The sequence below is a fragment of the Mycobacterium sp. SMC-16 genome (assembly GCF_046250085.1).
Taxonomy (GTDB): Bacteria; Actinomycetota; Actinomycetes; order Mycobacteriales; family Mycobacteriaceae; genus Mycobacterium; species Mycobacterium phocaicum.
Genome location: NZ_CP176427.1, coordinates 1,566,762 through 1,581,546, shown reverse-complemented (window position 1 = coordinate 1,581,546; position 14,785 = coordinate 1,566,762). Strand labels below are relative to the sequence as shown.

Genomic DNA, 14,785 nt, shown 5'->3' with positions numbered 1-14,785 from the left:
CGGCCAGCGGCAGCGACTGCGCTTCGGTCACGCCCCTCACATAACCATGTCGCCGCCGGTCGGCGCGCTGCGACCCCGCTCAGGAGTCCGACGCACAGGTCACGTCGACGTAGACGTTGTTGATCATGCGGGTGTCCGCGCGCTGGGTCGGGTCCGCGGGATTCGGCAACCCGTGTACGTCCGTCACCGTGCAGGCGGACAGCGGAGCGCTCGGGGCCCCGTCGACCTGCACGTTGTAGCCCTCGCTGCGCAGCGTGGAGACGACGTCGGCGCCGTTGTTGCCGGACGCACTGGCGGCCTGCGCCGGGCCGGCGGCGGTCAAGGTGGCAGCGGCCAGCGCCGCGGCGGCGGTGGCGAAGAAAGCGATCTTGCTGATCATGTCGATGTCCCTTCACGGTGGTTTCTGACGTCGTCCAGACTCGAATCGGCCGACAAGGGTTCCCCGGAGGAACGATGAAGATTCGTTAAAGAACGCGGCGCTGACCTGGTCATCCGGTCGACCGCACCACCGCGCGGGTGCACTATGAGCAGGTGAACGGCACTGAACCGACGCCGAGCCTGCGCGCGCTGGTCGTCGACGACGAGGCGGCGCTGGCCGATGTCGTGGCCAGCTACCTCAAGCGCGAACAGTTCGAGGTACGAGTCGCGGCCGACGGCCCGTCGGCTCTTGTCGCCGCCCGCGAACTCGACCCCGACGTCGTGGTCCTCGACATCGGACTGCCGGGCCTCGACGGCATCGAGGTATGCCGACAGCTTCGGGTGTTCTCCGACGCGTACGTCGTGATGCTGACGGCCCGCGACACCGAGATCGACACCATCGTCGGGCTGTCGGTCGGCGCCGATGACTACGTCACCAAACCGTTCAGTCCCCGCGAGGTCGTGGCCCGGATTCGGGCCATGTTGCGGCGGCCCCGCCGTGCCCCCGAATCCGTCCCCGAGACTGGGACGCCGCCACGCGTGTTCGGGGAGCTGCACATCGACACCGACAGCCGACAGACTCTGCTCGGCGGTGCCCCGATCATGCTGACCCGCACCGAGTTCGATGTGCTGGCGGCACTGTCCTCGCGGCCGCGACAGGTGTGGACGCGCCATCAGCTGCTCGAAGCGGTCTGGGGTGAATCGTGGTTCGGCAACGACAACGTCGTCGACGTCCATGTCGGCCACCTGCGCCGCAAGCTGGGCGACAATTCGGCCGAGCCGCGTTACGTCACGACGGTGCGAGGCGTCGGATATCGGATGGGAGAAAGCTGATGGCCCAGCACCATCCGCGCAGCAAGCACGGAATCCGCAGTCGGCTCCTCGTCACGAACGCGGTCGTCGTGGTCGCGGCCATCGCCACCACGACGACCGTCGCCCTCATCATCGGCCCGCCGATGTTCCGCAAGGTGATGCAGGACGTCCTGGTCCCCGGGCGCACCGGTCCACATCCCTACGAGCATGTGTTCCGGCAGGCGACCGCGGTCTCGGTGGGCATGTCACTCGCGGTGGCCGCCACGACCGCACTCGGACTGAGCTGGTATCTGAGTCGACGGATGCACCGGTCGACCGCCGAACTCGCCGCCGCCGCAACCGCCGTCGCCGATGGGAACTACGACATCCGCGTCTCACCGCCGCATCTCGGCACCGAATTCGACGCCATTGCAGACGCTTTCAACACCATGGCCGAGCAACTCGGCTCGGTCGAGACCACCCGGCGCCAGCTGCTGGCCGATCTGGCACACGAGCTGCGCACGCCCGTCTCCGTCATCGATGCCTATCTGGAGTCGATCGAGGACGGCATCCACCCTCTCGACGCCACGACCATCGGCGTCCTGCGCGACCAGACCCGCCGCCTTGCCCGGCTCAGCTCCGACGTGCGGGCACTGTCCGATGCCGAACGCGACATGGCGTCGGTCGATACGCAGCCCGTCGTGCCCGCGACACTGATCGCCGGAGCAGTCGATGCCTTCGCGGCGCCGTACCGCGCCAAAGGTGTTGAACTGCACTCAGACATCGCCCCGCGACTGCCTGAGCTGTGGGCCGACCCGCAGCGGCTCGACCAGGTTCTGGCCAATCTACTGACCAATGCGTTGCGGCACACCGAAGCCGGCGGCACGGTGCGAGTCGTCGCGACGGACGTTGACGGTTCCGTCCGGATCGAGGTGTCCGACGACGGCGACGGCATCGCCGCCGAGCATCTGCCTCGACTGTTCGAGCGGTTCTACCGGGCCGACTCGGCGCGCGACCGGGCGCACGGCGGTTCCGGCATCGGGCTGGCGATCGCCAAGGCCCTCGTCGACGCCCACCACGGCCGGATCACCGCGGCCAGTGCCGGTGTGGGCACGGGTGCGACGTTCACCGTGGAATTGCCCAGCCGCGCAACGTCGCTCGCCGGCTGATCCCAACGCGTCCGGACCACAACTAGCCAGGAGAGTTCGGGTCATCGGGGTTCGGCGGATAGCCCTGATTGGGATAGCCGGTCGGCGGATAGCCCGGATAGCCCTGCGGTGGGTAGCCGGGGTAACCCTGTTGCGGCGGTACGGGATACGACGGCCCGCTCTTCCCGCCCCGGCGGCGCACCATCACCACGACGAACACCACGAGGCACGCCACCCCGATCACGACGAAGAGGACAATCGGCCACGACCGGCCGTTCGGCGGCGCACTCACCCAAATCCGGCTCGCTCCGGGACACCGCACGGTCACCGGCCCTCGGTCGAGCGGCAACTCGCCGACCGCGCGGTGGTACTTGCCCCGGGGAATCAGGAAGAGCCGCTTGCCACCGAAACGCTTCTCGTCGTGAGCCCCGGTGAACGGCTCCAAGGGCTCAGCCTGACCGCCAGATGTCGTTGCCGTGCAACGAATGTTCGATTGCGATCGGTCGAGATACACGACGTGCACACGTTCGGTGGGCGTCACCACGTCGCCCGATCTGATCAACTCGGCCGGGTCGACCTTGGCCCCGAGGAAGATCACCACCGCCAGCGCCAACATCCCGAACCCGAACAGCGTCCCGATCACTCTGCCGATCGGGCCCTTTCCCCCTGCACGCCCCATGCCCCGATTCTCACACGGACTCCCCCACTGGTCGGGCCGAGTCGTCGTCACTGGTTGTAGTTCGGCGTTCCGCGATTGCGGCGAGCCGCAGTGCGCATTCCGGGTTGCGTGGAACGACCGCCGCCATGGCCACCTTGCCCGGCCCCCAACGCATCGGACCGGGCCCTCACTCTGCAACCAACAACAGCCTCGACTACCTTCTGCGCGACGATCTCAACCAGTGGAGCTTATTTCGTTACAGCGCAATTGCTTTGATGGCTTTGTGTCGACATGGGCGGATACCAGCGGGAGTCGCGACGCAATCAATTGCTCTGCGCAATAGTTGCAGTAGCATTGTGTGTGACGAGTCCGTCGGTCGGCTGGTATTCGGCACGCCGTGACACTTGTCCATGACGCGCATCCACGGGTGCGGAAAGGATGACAGTTGTGAAGATCGTCAAACACGTAAGACCTCCAGACGGATTGAGCCGGCTGCTGTATCGGCTGCCCCTCTATATGTTCCGAGCCCACCTTGGCTGGGTGTGCGCAGAGCGCATCATGCGGCTTCATCACCTAGGTCGAGTGTCTGGTGAGCCACGTCAGGCGGTGCTGGAGGTCGTCGAGCACGATCCGGCTGACGATAGCTTTGTCGTCGCCTCGGGGTGGGGGCCAACTGCGGACTGGTACCAGAATGTCATGCACAGTCCGGATGTCGTCATTGACGTGGGGTGGCGCACCCTGCCCGCAACCGCGGTAGCGCTGGACACAGATGAGGGTGCGGAGATCTTTGCCCGCTACGCGACGCGTCACCGCCTGGTGGCCAGGTTCCTTCTACCGCGGGTCATGGGGTTCGAGGTCGATGGTTCGGAGGCCGATTTCCGGGAAGCAGGGCGACATATGCCATTCGTCCGGTTCATCCCGCGCTCCCTGTAGCGAGATGGACTCACCGATCGAGGGCAATACGAGGTCACGGACCGAAACATGTTGCTTCCGTGCCGTTGTCACGAATCGGAGAGCAGCAGCGTCTTGCTGATGGCGGGTTCTTGCGCTCACTCGCACGCAACGGATTCGGCATCATGAGCCGAACGAACATTGCAAAGGGCCAGAGTCGGCGCGTGGCCATCGAGGTTCCCAGGTTTGTCCGCTCGCTGAGAGTTTGGAGATTGATGCGTATAAGAGCGAGGACGGGGTATTGGCGAGAGGTGATCAATCCATTAGAAGATTACGACCGCGATCGACCGAGCGAGGGTTGAGTCTTGTGTCGCCACTCACCAGAGGACCGTTCGGGCGTCTCACCGCGGGGATGCGACAGGTGAGCCGTAATCCGCGGCATTTCCGCACGGGACGGTGGTTCCTCGTCGGCGAAGGCATGGCGCTGATCCTTCTCGGATCCGCTGGATTCGTTTCCTTGGCAACCCATCCCGAGGAGGGGGCGGCGGGCGCGCCAGTATGGGTGCTGGCGTTGACCCCTTGGCACAGCGCCGTTTTCGCCGGATTCGGGGTTCTGGCAGTGTTAAGCGCGGCTTACCGTCGCCTCGCGGTCGCGGTCACTTCCCTGGGCGCTGTGATGTTTGTGGCGCTGATGGTGGCGGGGGCCGTCGCCGCCGCCCATCACGAGCCGGGACCGTTGGGACTGCACACCCCAGAAATTATTGTGCACGGGTTGGTGGCCGCCGCAAATGTCGCGATTTTGTACTGGCTTGTTCCTGACGCGCTCGAGGGGCCGGACTGGATCAAACGGCCGCGCACGCAGACACCAGACCTCAGTGTGCCGGACGCCACGCAATCTTCCGCAATATCGGCGGGCTCGGATTGTCAGCCGGCAAATGCCGACGGCAACGACACCCCAAAGGTCAAACCCGTCATCACAAGGTCCCCCAGAACAATCGCCGGCCGAGAAAGCCCCGCACCACCGAAGCCAGTTTGAAGGAGACCGCTTATGACAACATCGCGGACCGTCGTCATCACCGGAGCCAGCGCCGGAATCGGGCGTTGCGCAGCGCGACTGTTCGGGGCTCGCGGCGACAAGGTCGCGCTGCTCGCGCGAGGCCAGGCCGGGCTCGAAGGCGCAGTGAAGGACGTGGTGGAACGCGGCGGACAGGCGCTGGCCATTCCTACCGACGTCGCGCAGTACGCCGAGGTCGATGCCGCGGCAGCCCTGGTCGAACAGACCTTCGGCCCTATTGACGTGTGGATCAACGTCGCGTTCACCTCGGTGTTTGCTCCGTTTCACGCGATCAAGGCAGACGAATACCGTCGAGTCACCGAAGTGAGTTATCTCGGGTATGTGCACGGCACCATGGCCGCGCTCTCTCGGATGCGGCAACACGATGCGGGCACAATCGTGCAGGTCGGTTCGGCGCTGGGCGCGCGTGCCATCCCACTACAGTCGGCGTACTGCGGCGCCAAGCACGCCATCAACGGTTTCACCGAATCGATACGCACGGAACTGATGCACGATCAGAGCAACATCCACATCACCGTTGTGCAGATGCCTGCGGTCAACACTCCCCAGTTCAGCTGGGTGCTGTCGCGGCTGCCACGTCACCCACAGCCGGTACCGCCGATCTATCAACCCGAGGTAGCGGCCCGGGCGGTTCTTTACGCTGCACAGCATCCTCGCCGCAAACAATATTGGGTCGGGATGAGCACTGCCGCAACAATATTGGGCCAACGGTGTGTTCCCGCACTCTTGGATCGCTACCTGGCGAGGAACGGTTATGTATCCCAGCAGACCGATGAACCGGTCGAGCCCGACAGGCCGAACAACTTGTGGGAACCTCGCGATGACGCGGCGGGCGCCGACCACGGAGCGCACGGGATATTCGACCCGCGCTCACATGATGTGTCGCCACAGCTGTGGGTGTCGCAACACGCTGGTATGACCGCTGCTGCGGTAGCCGCAGCTGGTGTCGCAGCGCTGAGCGCCGCCGTGTACCGCATCTGGCAAGGCTGATTGAACGATCCAGATCAAGTCGACGATCGCAGCGTCGCGCTGCTAGAGCTCGTGCCGGTACCGGGAGCCGGGGGCAGCGGTTGGGGAGGTTCTCATGAATGATCTGACGCCGGTGAGTGATGACGGACCCGGTCGCGATCCATCGGGTGCCGGCGCGCAGGGGCGCGGCGACGACGCAACATCCGCCCTGTGTTCGCCAGAGGTGTTGCGCGACTATGCATTATTGGCCGACGGTGAACGAGGCGTCGTAGTGGGTCCTCGCGGCGATTACGCCTGGTTATGTGTTCCCCGCTGGGATTCGGAGGCCGTCTTCTCCTCGCTCATCGGCGGCGCCGGAGGGTATTCGGTGACGCCCGCCGGAAACCGTTTTGTGTGGGGCGGGTACTACGAGCCGCGGTCACTGATCTGGCGGTCGCGCTGGGTCAGCACCGTCGGCATCATTGAATGCAGGGAAGCGTTGGCGTTTCCCGGCGACCCGCACAACGCGGTCGTGTTGCGCCGCATCATTGCCGTTGACGGCGACGCCGTGGTCCGCGCTCGGCTCGACGTTCGTGCGGATTTCGGCTCCCTGCCCATGACCGTTGATGAGCGCTTCGCGGGCGGGCTGGCCGCATCGTCGGGACGGTTCCGGATCCGCTGGAATGCCGGCGCCGACATCGTGATTCTCCCTGATGGATCGGCTGAAGCGCAGATCATCGTGCCCGCCGGCGGTACTCATGATCTGGTGCTCGAGATCGCCGACTGCCCGATTCGGGCAGATCCTGTCGAGCCCCGGCGATACTGGCGCACCACCGAAGATGCCTGGCACGCCGCAGTGCCCGCCTTCACCGGCTCACTGGCCGACCGGGATACGTGCCACGCCTACGCGGTGCTGCGGGGACTGACCAGCGCGCGCGGCGGAATGGTGGCAGCGGCGACGATGTCGCTTCCCGAACGGGCCGAACAAGGGCGCAATTACGACTACCGCTACGCCTGGATCCGCGACCAGTGCTATGCCGGCCTGGGCGTTGCCGCTGCCGGGCCCGGCGAGCTGCTCGACGGCTCAGTGCGCTTTGTCGCTGAACGGCTCATTGCCGATGGCCCTGAGCTCAAACCGGCCTACACGGTGGTCGGCGGCCTGGTGCCCGACGAACACCGACTGGCCTTGCCCGGATATCCGGGTGGCGGTGTGGTCAAGACCGGTAACTGGGTCAACCGCCAGTTCCAGCTCGACGCGTTTGGCGAAGCTTTGTCATTGTTGGCGACAGCGGGCCGCCTCGACCGCCTCGACCGCACACTGTGGTCGGCAGTCGAAGCTGCGGTGAGCGCGATCAGGCAACGGTGGCGGCAACCTGACGCGGGCATCTGGGAACTCGACAACGCGCGCTGGGCGCATTCGCGATTGAGTTGTGCCGCCGGGCTGCGCGCGATAGCCAAGATCGCCCCGCGCACGCAGGCGGGCGAGTGGTCAGCATTCGCCGATGCGATCGTCGCAGATGCCGACACCGACTGCCTGCACCCGAGTGGCCGATGGCAACGTGCCCCGGGCGACCCACGGGTTGACGCGGCGTTATTGTTGCCCGCGCTTCGCGGCGCTGTCCCGGCCGATGACCCGCGCTGCCAAGCCACACTGGCGGCGGTGCGCAAGCAACTCAGTTCCCAGGGCTACCTATATCGGTTCCGCCACAACGGAGTTCGGCTCGGCGATGCCGAAGGCGCCTTCCTGCTGTGCGGTTTCGCGATGGCACTCGCCGAGCAGCAGCAAGGACGCCGCCGCGCTGCGGTGCGATGGTTTGAACGCAGCCGCGCATCGTGCGGCCCACCAGGACTGTTCACCGAGGAATACGACGTCAAGCAACGACAGCTGCGGGGCAATCTCCCACAGGCCTTCGTGCATGCGCTGTACTTCGAAGCCTCGTTTGCCCTTACCGAAGACGGCGCCTGAGCCGTGCGAGCGCAGAGCACCAATGGCGTCGATCTTCGCCATCAACTGAACGTGGTCGGACGCCGCGGGCCCGCCCGCCGCATCAGCGGGTCTCCAGCTGGGATCATGCTGAGCATGATGCGCGCCAGGTGATCTCGCCGACGCCGTTGCGTAGGAGGGGTTGCCGTAGCGGCGACAAGGTCGCGATATCCGGTGCCCGCCCAGGTGGTTGCGACCGCCGCATCAGCTAACCCCGTACGGACGCGGGAGTGATCGCTGCCCGCCAGTGCAAGCGCAGTCAGCGCATGGACGGCGTCAACCCACACCCCCAACGCGAGCACCTCAGGGCTCGGCCGCAATCCAGACAGCACGGCCTGAGCGAGATGACGGGCGCCGAGCGCCCGGGCGATCAGCACACTCTTCGCATCGACCTTGGCGTCGTGGATGTTCCCGATGACCTGTCGCGGCGCGAACAGCAGTGCCGCCGCCCAGCAGGCGCGCACCAGTTCGATTCTGCGTATTCGTGGCCGAGCCGGCGGAGGGCTCTTCGATGGGTCGCGAGAAGCAAACGTGGAGCTGCCGCAAACCGCGTGGTCAATTGCGTTGCTGTTCATGACGTTTCTTTTGGTCGATGGACGGAGTGAACTCCTGCAGTGATCGGCGGTATCGCTTGGCGGTGGGCGCCAGCGACATGCCGTGGCCGGGCTCGGTGGTGCAGGGGGTGAGTGTGCCGCCAGTTGCCGCGGGCACGCCGTTGAAGAGCACTGGTTCCAGTCGGGTGTGGTCGATGAAGTACTCAACGTGGCGCAGATTGGTAACGCAGGCGGCTACAGGGGCGTGCAATGCCGGCGCGCAATGCGCCGAAACCTGCAGATTGCGGGACGCTGCGACGGCGGCGCAGCCCAGCCAGCCGGTGTAGCCACCACAGCGGGTCGCGTCGAGTTGCAGGCAGTCCAGTGCGGGGGCCAGTTGCCGCGCGCCGTAGAGGTCGCTGACGTATTCGCCGGCCGCGACATCGCAGCGCAGCGCGTTACGCAGGACGCCCAGACCCGCAATGTCGTCGCTACTGACCGGTTCCTCGAACCACACCACCCCCAGATCGTCAAGAGCGGCGCCGACACGGCGGGCCTGGCCGAGCGTGTAGCCGCCGTTCGCGTCGACCATCAGGTCCACCTCTGCACCAGCAAGCTCCCGCACCTGTTCGACCCGAGACAGGTCGCGGGCAACGGCGGTTCCCCAATCTTGACCGATCTTGATTTTCATCGACCGGCATCCGGCGGCGCGCCACTCCGATATCTGTTCGCCGAGCCCGATCTCATCGAGGGTCGTGAAGCCGCCGGAACCGTAGATCGGCACCGCCGACCGCGCCTGGCCCAACATCACGGTGAGCGGCAGGTCACAGAGCCGCGCCTTGAGATCCCATAGCGCGATGTCGACCGCGCTCAGCGCTTGCATGACCAGGCCCCGCGTGCCGAAGTTGCGGCAGTGGCGGTGCATCACCTGCCACGCCCCTCGGATATCGAACGGATCGCGGCCGCAGATCACGGCGGCCAGCTCCTCGCGGATGACTCCGGCGGCCGATGACGAGCTATACGTCCACCCCAGACCGGTGGTGTCGCCCGCGTGCACCTGCACCACGACTGCAGTGGTCGCATCCCAACACAAGGTGCCGTCGGCCTCGGCCTGCGGCGTGCCGACGCGGTAGACCTCGACATCGACATGCTCGATCGTTGAGTTATTCACGTGCACAGCGCTTCTCACTAGACGCACGGCATGCAGCGTGGTCGACCATCAGATCAGCAGCGCGCGCGGCCAGCGCCATGATGGTCAACGCCGGGTTGGCCGCGCCCTGTGTCGGCATCGTGCTGCCGTCGACGACATAGAGCCGGTCGACGCCATACACTCGGTGCTCAGAGTCGATGACGCCTTCTTCTGCGCGTGCCGCCATCCGTGCCCCGCCGACAAGATGAGCGTAACGCTCGATCGTGATGACTTCCTCGGCGCCGGCCGCGCGCAAAATGTCGCCCATGACTGCGCCGGCAGCCTTGATCAGCTTCTTGTCGTTGTCGCATTGAGAGTAGGCGAAATGCGCGACGGCAAGCCCGTGGCGATCTTTCTCGTCGGCCAGCGTCACACGATTGTCAGGCTGCGGCAGTAATTCGCACAATGCACCCAAGGTCGCCCAATGCACGTAGTCGCGCATGTACTCACGCAGCGTGCATCCCCAATGGCCTTGCGCTCCAACATGTTCGGCCCAGTTGATCGGCATCGGACTGACGGTCTGGATGGACCAGCCACGTTGGTAGGTCTTGGTCGGGTCCGTCTCGTAGAACTGCTCGGAGCAAACCTCGGGTGGTGGCGCTTTGTACATGCGGATCTCGTCGCTGAACCGGCCCGCCACTTGAGGAGCGCCCTGAACCATGAGATGGCGACCCAGGTGATCGTGGTCGTTGCCCAACCCCTGGGGATACCGGGGGGTGGCGGACAGCAGCAGGAGCCGCGGTGTCTCGATCGCGTAGCCGGCGACGACGACGGCGGCGGCGCGTTGCCGCCGAAGGACACCGGCGTGCAGGTACTCCACGCCGGTCGCGCGCCCGGTGCGATCGTCGACGAGCACGCGCGTGACATGGCAGTCGGGCCGGATTTCGGCGCCGTGGGCCAGCGCGTCGGGAATGTGGGTGATCAACGGACTGGCCTTGGCGTTGACTTTGCAGCCTTGGATACAGAACCCGCGATAGATGCAATGCGGCCGGTTACCGAACCGGCCGTTCGGAATTGCCACCGGCCCGACTCGCATCTGGATGCCGAGCCGCTCCGCGCCCCGCAGAGCGACCATGCCGTTGCCGCCGACGGGGTGAGGACTGTGCGGGTAATCGTGGGGGTCGCCCCATGGCCAGTGCTGTCCGGCCACGGGCAGCTCGGCCTCGATCTGCTCGTAGTAGGGCCGCAGCTGTTCATAGCTGATAGGCCAGTCTGCGCCCACGCCCTCGGCGCTGAGCGTGTGGAAGTCCGATGGGTGAAAACGCGGCACGTACCCTGCGTAATGCACCATCGATCCACCGACGCCCCGCCCGGAGTTGTTGGACCCCAAAGGAACCGGATCGGCACCGCCGATCTGCCTGGGATCGGTCCAATACAGCACATGCGAGGCACGCTCGTCGCTGACCCAGTCTGTATCGGGATCCCAGAACGGGCCGGCGTCGAGCACGACGGCGTGCCAGCCCGCCCGCGCCAGCCGCTGAGCCAGGGTCGCACCTCCGGCACCGGCGCCCACGATGACTACGTCGACCTCGTCGCTGTGGTCGTAGCGACGCATGTCGTGGCGCAACCGATGATTCATCCGTGACCCATCGTTGGGAATGAGCCAGGCGGATTCGTTACGCGCGCGTACCCCATGGCCGTCAGCCACTCGCCGACCTTCCTGCGATGTCGTCGTGCGCCCTGCGGGCTTGCTCGACGCGCGCGGCAAACGGGATCGGGTCGTCATTGAGATGGTCGGCCACTTCCCACGTTTCACGTGCGTTCACGCCTGGATTGAGGTAGCCGCGCGGATAGGCGGGGCCGCCGAAGCCGACCTCGTTCCATGCCCACGGATGTGAGTAGAACGCGGTGGTGGCGTAGCGCATCCACAGGCTCCAGACATGCTTGGCGGGCAACCGGTGCCATGGATCGCCGGCAGCAGCGAGGTCCTGCACGTCTTGCAGCAGAAGCCCCTGCCTGCGGCGCGACAATTCGGCGTACTTGGTGCCGTGGTGGGCCTGCGCGTCCTCGTTGAGGTGTGCGAGGGTGGCGCGCCAGGCCTGGCCGTCCTCGGGTAGATCGTCATAGTGCCAGCCGTCGGTTTCGCCCACTGAGAGTCGTTGGTCGATCAATGCAAGTACCGGCACCCTCGGTTCGCCGTCTTGGCCCAGTAGCAGGTCAAGCATCGGTTCAGCGACGCCCGCTTCGTCAGTGGTGAAGAATGACAAAGCATTTGGCAATGTCAGCCGTGCCAGCACCACTCCGGCAGTCGCGGCATCCCACACATGGGCCTGATCCAGGACATCAAACCCCGGGAACCGGCCTTGCCCCTGCGGAGTTACCGCGTGCTGAGACGGTGGACGAAACGGCATCAGTGGTCAGCCCCGTCTCGATGCAGCGACAAGCTCTCTCGGCGCAGCACTGCTGCGAGCAAGCCCATACCGCCAACCAACGATGCCAGCAGTGGCGCAAATGCTGGCGGACCTGACTCCATGTTGTATTTCGTCAGTCCGCCGGGCCGCTGCCGGATACCACGCCAGTGCAAGTAGGTGCCCTGCAGTCCGTTGATCACGATCGCTGCGCTGGTCAGTGGCAGCACCGTGCGCGCCGCACGCTGGGAGAAGAACCCGGCCACGCCGGCGGGGATCGCGGTGGGCAGCACGACGATCGGCCAATACATCATCTTGTTGCCGAAGCTGGCGGCATCGTGCGAGAAGTAGATTTCGCCAGCAGTGATGGCGGCGCCGACAGCGGTCAGCGCCGCCAGCGTGCGCTCGAAACGGCCGGTCCTGATGTCATGCAGCGCTTCCTCGAGGAGCTGCATCACGCGTCCTTCTCGCCCGGAAGGTACTGCTGCACTTTCTGTTTGAGTCCCTGTTTGATGAACCCGCCCGCGTCGTCATCGCCGCCGAGCACTGCCATGACCAAGGACTTCGCCTGTTCGAATGTGGCATGTGGGGGGATCGGCGGAACATCCGGATCGCACACCACATCGAGCACGGTTGGCCGGTCGGCCGCCAATGCGCGCTCCCACGCGGCACCCAGTTCGCCAGCGTCGTCGATGTTTTCGCCGCGCAAACCTAGGCTGCGCGCGAACCCGGCGTAGTCGACGTCAGGTAGCGACTGTGAGGCGGCGAACTTCGGAGAGTTCTCCATCGCGCGCATCTCCCAGGTGACCTGATTGAGATCGTTGTTGTGCAGCACCGCGACGATCAACCGGGGGTCGGCCCACTGCCGCCAGTATCTGGTGATGGTGATCAGTTCGGCGAGCCCGTTCATCTGCATTGCGCCGTCACCGACGAAGGCGATGCCCGGCCGGTCGGGATGAGCCCATTTGGCGCCGATCACGTACGGAACCCCCGGACCCATCGTCGCTAACGTGCCCGACAACGATCCCCGCACACCCGAGGTGAACTTGAGTTGGCGGGCATACCAATTGGCCGACGAACCCGAGTCCGCGGCGACGATCGCGTTGGACGGCAGCCGCTGGGACAGCTCGTAGAAGATCCGCATCGGGTTGATCGGGTCGGCCGTGGTCATCGCCCGGCGTTCGACGGTGTTCCACCACTTCTCTACGTGGTGTTCGACTTTCTCGCGCCAGGAGCGGTCAGTCTTGCGTTGTAACAACGGAATCAGCGCCTGCAGTGTCGCCTTGGCGTCGCCGACGATGTTCAATTCGTACGGATAGCGCATGCCGATCCACTGCCCCGAACGGTCGATCTGCACACCGCGCGCCTGGTCGAGCTTGGGCAGGAATTGCGTATAGGGGAAATTGGATCCGACGGTGAGCAACGTGTCGCAGTCCATCATCAGGTGCCAACTTGCCGTGGTACCCAACAGGCCGATCGAACCGGTCACCCACGGTAAGTCATCAGGCAGTACGTCCTTACCGAGCAGCGCTTTGGCTACCCCGGCCCCGAGCAGGTCGGCGACTTCGGTCAGCTCGTCGGCGCAGCCGCGCGCACCTTGGCCGACCAGCATCGCGACTCTCTGCCCGGCGTTGAGGATCGCCGCAGCCTGAAGTACCGCCTCATCGTCGGCGGCCACCCGAGCGGGGCTCAGCCCAAGACTGGACGGCACCTGCTTGAAGGCATGTCCGGGCGGCTCGTAGTCGAGTTCGAGCACGTCGGACGGAAAGATCAGACAGGTTGGGGCGCTCTGGCTGAGCGCGGTGCGGATTGCCCTATCGATCAGGTTGGGCAACTGTTGGGGCACGGTGCACATTTGCACGTAATCGCTGCACACGTCCTTGAACAGGCTGATCAGGTCAACCTCCTGCTGATAGGAGCCGCCCATCGCTGATCGCTCGGTCTGACCGACGATGGCAACCACCGGCACATGGTCGAGCTTGGCGTCATAGAGCCCGTTGAGCAGATGCACCGCGCCGGGTCCGCTGGTCGCAACGCACACGCCGAAATGGCCCGAGAACTTGGCGAATCCGACCGCCTCGAACGCCGCCATCTCCTCGTGTCGAGCTTGCACGAACTGCGGACTATCGTCCGCGCGCCCCCACGCCGCGAGTAGGCCGTTGATCCCGTCGCCAGGGAAGCCGAAAACTTGTTTCACACCCCAGTCCCGCAATCGGGCTAACAACACATCAGCAACCGTGTCCGACAAAGTGATCACTTCCCAACGATTCTCGAGCGCTCGCGCTACGTGGCCCGCAGCATCACAAATAGCGGCATCCCCGTTTTGCGCCTCCTGACACCTGCCGTGACCAACTCTTAGGTAAATCCCAGGTCTGAGGACGCGACGGCAGTTGCAGATCCGGTGTCGTCGGTCGCCTACGCGATCGAAGCCGCACTGCGGGCCCTCGACGGTGATCTGGCGTTGCTGATTCCGGCAATGTCAGCAGTGCTGCTGATCATTGCCTTGGTGGTGGTGAACTACCAGCAGCTGATCGCTCGGCATCCGAGAGGTGGCGGAGCCTCAGCCGCGACCGGCGAGGCCTTCGGCGAAGGCCGGGCCCCCGCCGGGCCCGACCACTCGTGGAGTTGCTTCGTGATCGAGTTGAATTGCCTGGACAACCCCTGAGCGCAGTGAGTCCAAACGGCCGCTGACTGCCCCAACCACTGAGGTTGTAACTCCAGTTCACGACACGAATATATCTATGCCACTGCAGTATTCGTGAGTCGGTCATCAATCCCGTCCTTCGCTGATGCCGCCGCGGT

Annotated in this window: 15 protein-coding genes; 7 read left to right on the top strand and 8 right to left on the bottom strand. The window is 65.2% G+C overall.

Annotation, left to right across the window (positions count from 1 at the left end):
* Nucleotides 1-79: 79 nt before the first annotated feature.
* Complete coding sequence (locus ACJEIK_RS07735; protein WP_409431279.1) at nucleotides 80-379, bottom strand: hypothetical protein; 300 nt, start codon at nucleotides 377-379, stop codon at nucleotides 80-82.
* 137 nt (nucleotides 380-516) lie between these two features.
* Here ACJEIK_RS07735 and ACJEIK_RS07730 point away from each other — a divergent pair, with 137 nt between their 5' ends.
* Nucleotides 517-1,251, top strand: coding sequence for a response regulator transcription factor (locus ACJEIK_RS07730; RefSeq protein ID WP_409431278.1), 735 nt, complete (start codon nucleotides 517-519; stop codon nucleotides 1,249-1,251).
* Complete coding sequence (locus ACJEIK_RS07725; RefSeq protein ID WP_409431277.1) at nucleotides 1,251-2,378, top strand: sensor histidine kinase; 1,128 nt, start codon at nucleotides 1,251-1,253, stop codon at nucleotides 2,376-2,378. The genes ACJEIK_RS07730 and ACJEIK_RS07725 overlap by 1 nt, the downstream gene beginning before the upstream one ends.
* Nucleotides 2,379-2,400: 22 nt before the next feature.
* On the opposite strand, the gene ACJEIK_RS07720 is transcribed toward ACJEIK_RS07725, so the two are convergent.
* Nucleotides 2,401-3,036: a hypothetical protein gene (locus tag ACJEIK_RS07720; RefSeq protein WP_205848878.1), complete on the bottom strand. Its 636-nt coding sequence runs from the start codon at nucleotides 3,034-3,036 to the stop codon at nucleotides 2,401-2,403.
* 426 nt (nucleotides 3,037-3,462) lie between these two features.
* On the opposite strand from ACJEIK_RS07720, the gene ACJEIK_RS07715 reads away from it, so the two are divergent.
* From ACJEIK_RS07715 to ACJEIK_RS07700, 4 genes are all read left to right on the top strand, one after another.
* Entirely contained in the window at nucleotides 3,463-3,948 is a 486-nt protein-coding gene (locus ACJEIK_RS07715; protein WP_061003490.1) for a nitroreductase family deazaflavin-dependent oxidoreductase, read from the top strand.
* A 379-nt stretch (nucleotides 3,949-4,327) separates the two neighbouring features.
* Nucleotides 4,328-4,942, top strand: a complete 615-nt coding sequence (locus ACJEIK_RS07710) for a DUF4383 domain-containing protein (protein ID WP_162563861.1) — start codon at nucleotides 4,328-4,330, stop codon at nucleotides 4,940-4,942.
* A 12-nt stretch (nucleotides 4,943-4,954) separates the two neighbouring features.
* Nucleotides 4,955-5,971 (top strand): SDR family oxidoreductase, encoded by a 1,017-nt coding sequence (locus tag ACJEIK_RS07705; protein WP_061003474.1) that lies wholly within the window; start codon nucleotides 4,955-4,957, stop codon nucleotides 5,969-5,971.
* A 94-nt stretch (nucleotides 5,972-6,065) separates the two neighbouring features.
* Nucleotides 6,066-7,895 (top strand): glycoside hydrolase family 15 protein, encoded by a 1,830-nt coding sequence (locus ACJEIK_RS07700; RefSeq protein WP_082762300.1) that lies wholly within the window; start codon nucleotides 6,066-6,068, stop codon nucleotides 7,893-7,895.
* A gap of 41 nt (nucleotides 7,896-7,936) precedes the next feature.
* On the opposite strand, the gene ACJEIK_RS07695 is transcribed toward ACJEIK_RS07700, so the two are convergent.
* From ACJEIK_RS07695 to ACJEIK_RS07670, 6 genes are all read right to left on the bottom strand, one after another.
* Nucleotides 7,937-8,377, bottom strand: coding sequence for a hypothetical protein (locus ACJEIK_RS07695; protein WP_234785588.1), 441 nt, complete (start codon nucleotides 8,375-8,377; stop codon nucleotides 7,937-7,939).
* A gap of 91 nt (nucleotides 8,378-8,468) precedes the next feature.
* A complete protein-coding gene (locus tag ACJEIK_RS07690) occupies nucleotides 8,469-9,512 on the bottom strand; it encodes an enolase C-terminal domain-like protein (RefSeq protein ID WP_409431276.1) in 1,044 nt (347 codons plus the stop codon).
* Nucleotides 9,513-9,609: 97 nt separating this feature from the next.
* Nucleotides 9,610-11,214: a GMC family oxidoreductase gene (locus ACJEIK_RS07685; protein ID WP_133427350.1), complete on the bottom strand. Its 1,605-nt coding sequence runs from the start codon at nucleotides 11,212-11,214 to the stop codon at nucleotides 9,610-9,612.
* 61 nt (nucleotides 11,215-11,275) lie between these two features.
* Nucleotides 11,276-11,899 carry a gluconate 2-dehydrogenase subunit 3 family protein gene (locus ACJEIK_RS07680; protein ID WP_409431275.1) on the bottom strand — a complete coding sequence of 208 codons (624 nt, stop codon included), beginning with the start codon at nucleotides 11,897-11,899 and terminating at the stop codon, nucleotides 11,276-11,278.
* An 86-nt stretch (nucleotides 11,900-11,985) separates the two neighbouring features.
* The gene (locus tag ACJEIK_RS07675; protein WP_082761787.1) at nucleotides 11,986-12,438 is read right to left on the bottom strand and encodes a hypothetical protein; all 453 of its coding nucleotides are present in this window, start codon (nucleotides 12,436-12,438) and stop codon (nucleotides 11,986-11,988) included.
* Entirely contained in the window at nucleotides 12,438-14,231 is a 1,794-nt protein-coding gene (locus tag ACJEIK_RS07670) for a thiamine pyrophosphate-requiring protein (protein WP_061009555.1), read from the bottom strand. Before ACJEIK_RS07670 ends, ACJEIK_RS07675 begins: the two co-directional genes overlap by 1 nt.
* Before the next feature lie 153 nt (nucleotides 14,232-14,384).
* Here ACJEIK_RS07670 and ACJEIK_RS07665 point away from each other — a divergent pair, with 153 nt between their 5' ends.
* Nucleotides 14,385-14,648 carry a hypothetical protein gene (locus ACJEIK_RS07665; RefSeq protein WP_061009545.1) on the top strand — a complete coding sequence of 88 codons (264 nt, stop codon included), beginning with the start codon at nucleotides 14,385-14,387 and terminating at the stop codon, nucleotides 14,646-14,648.
* Nucleotides 14,649-14,785 lie beyond the last annotated feature (137 nt).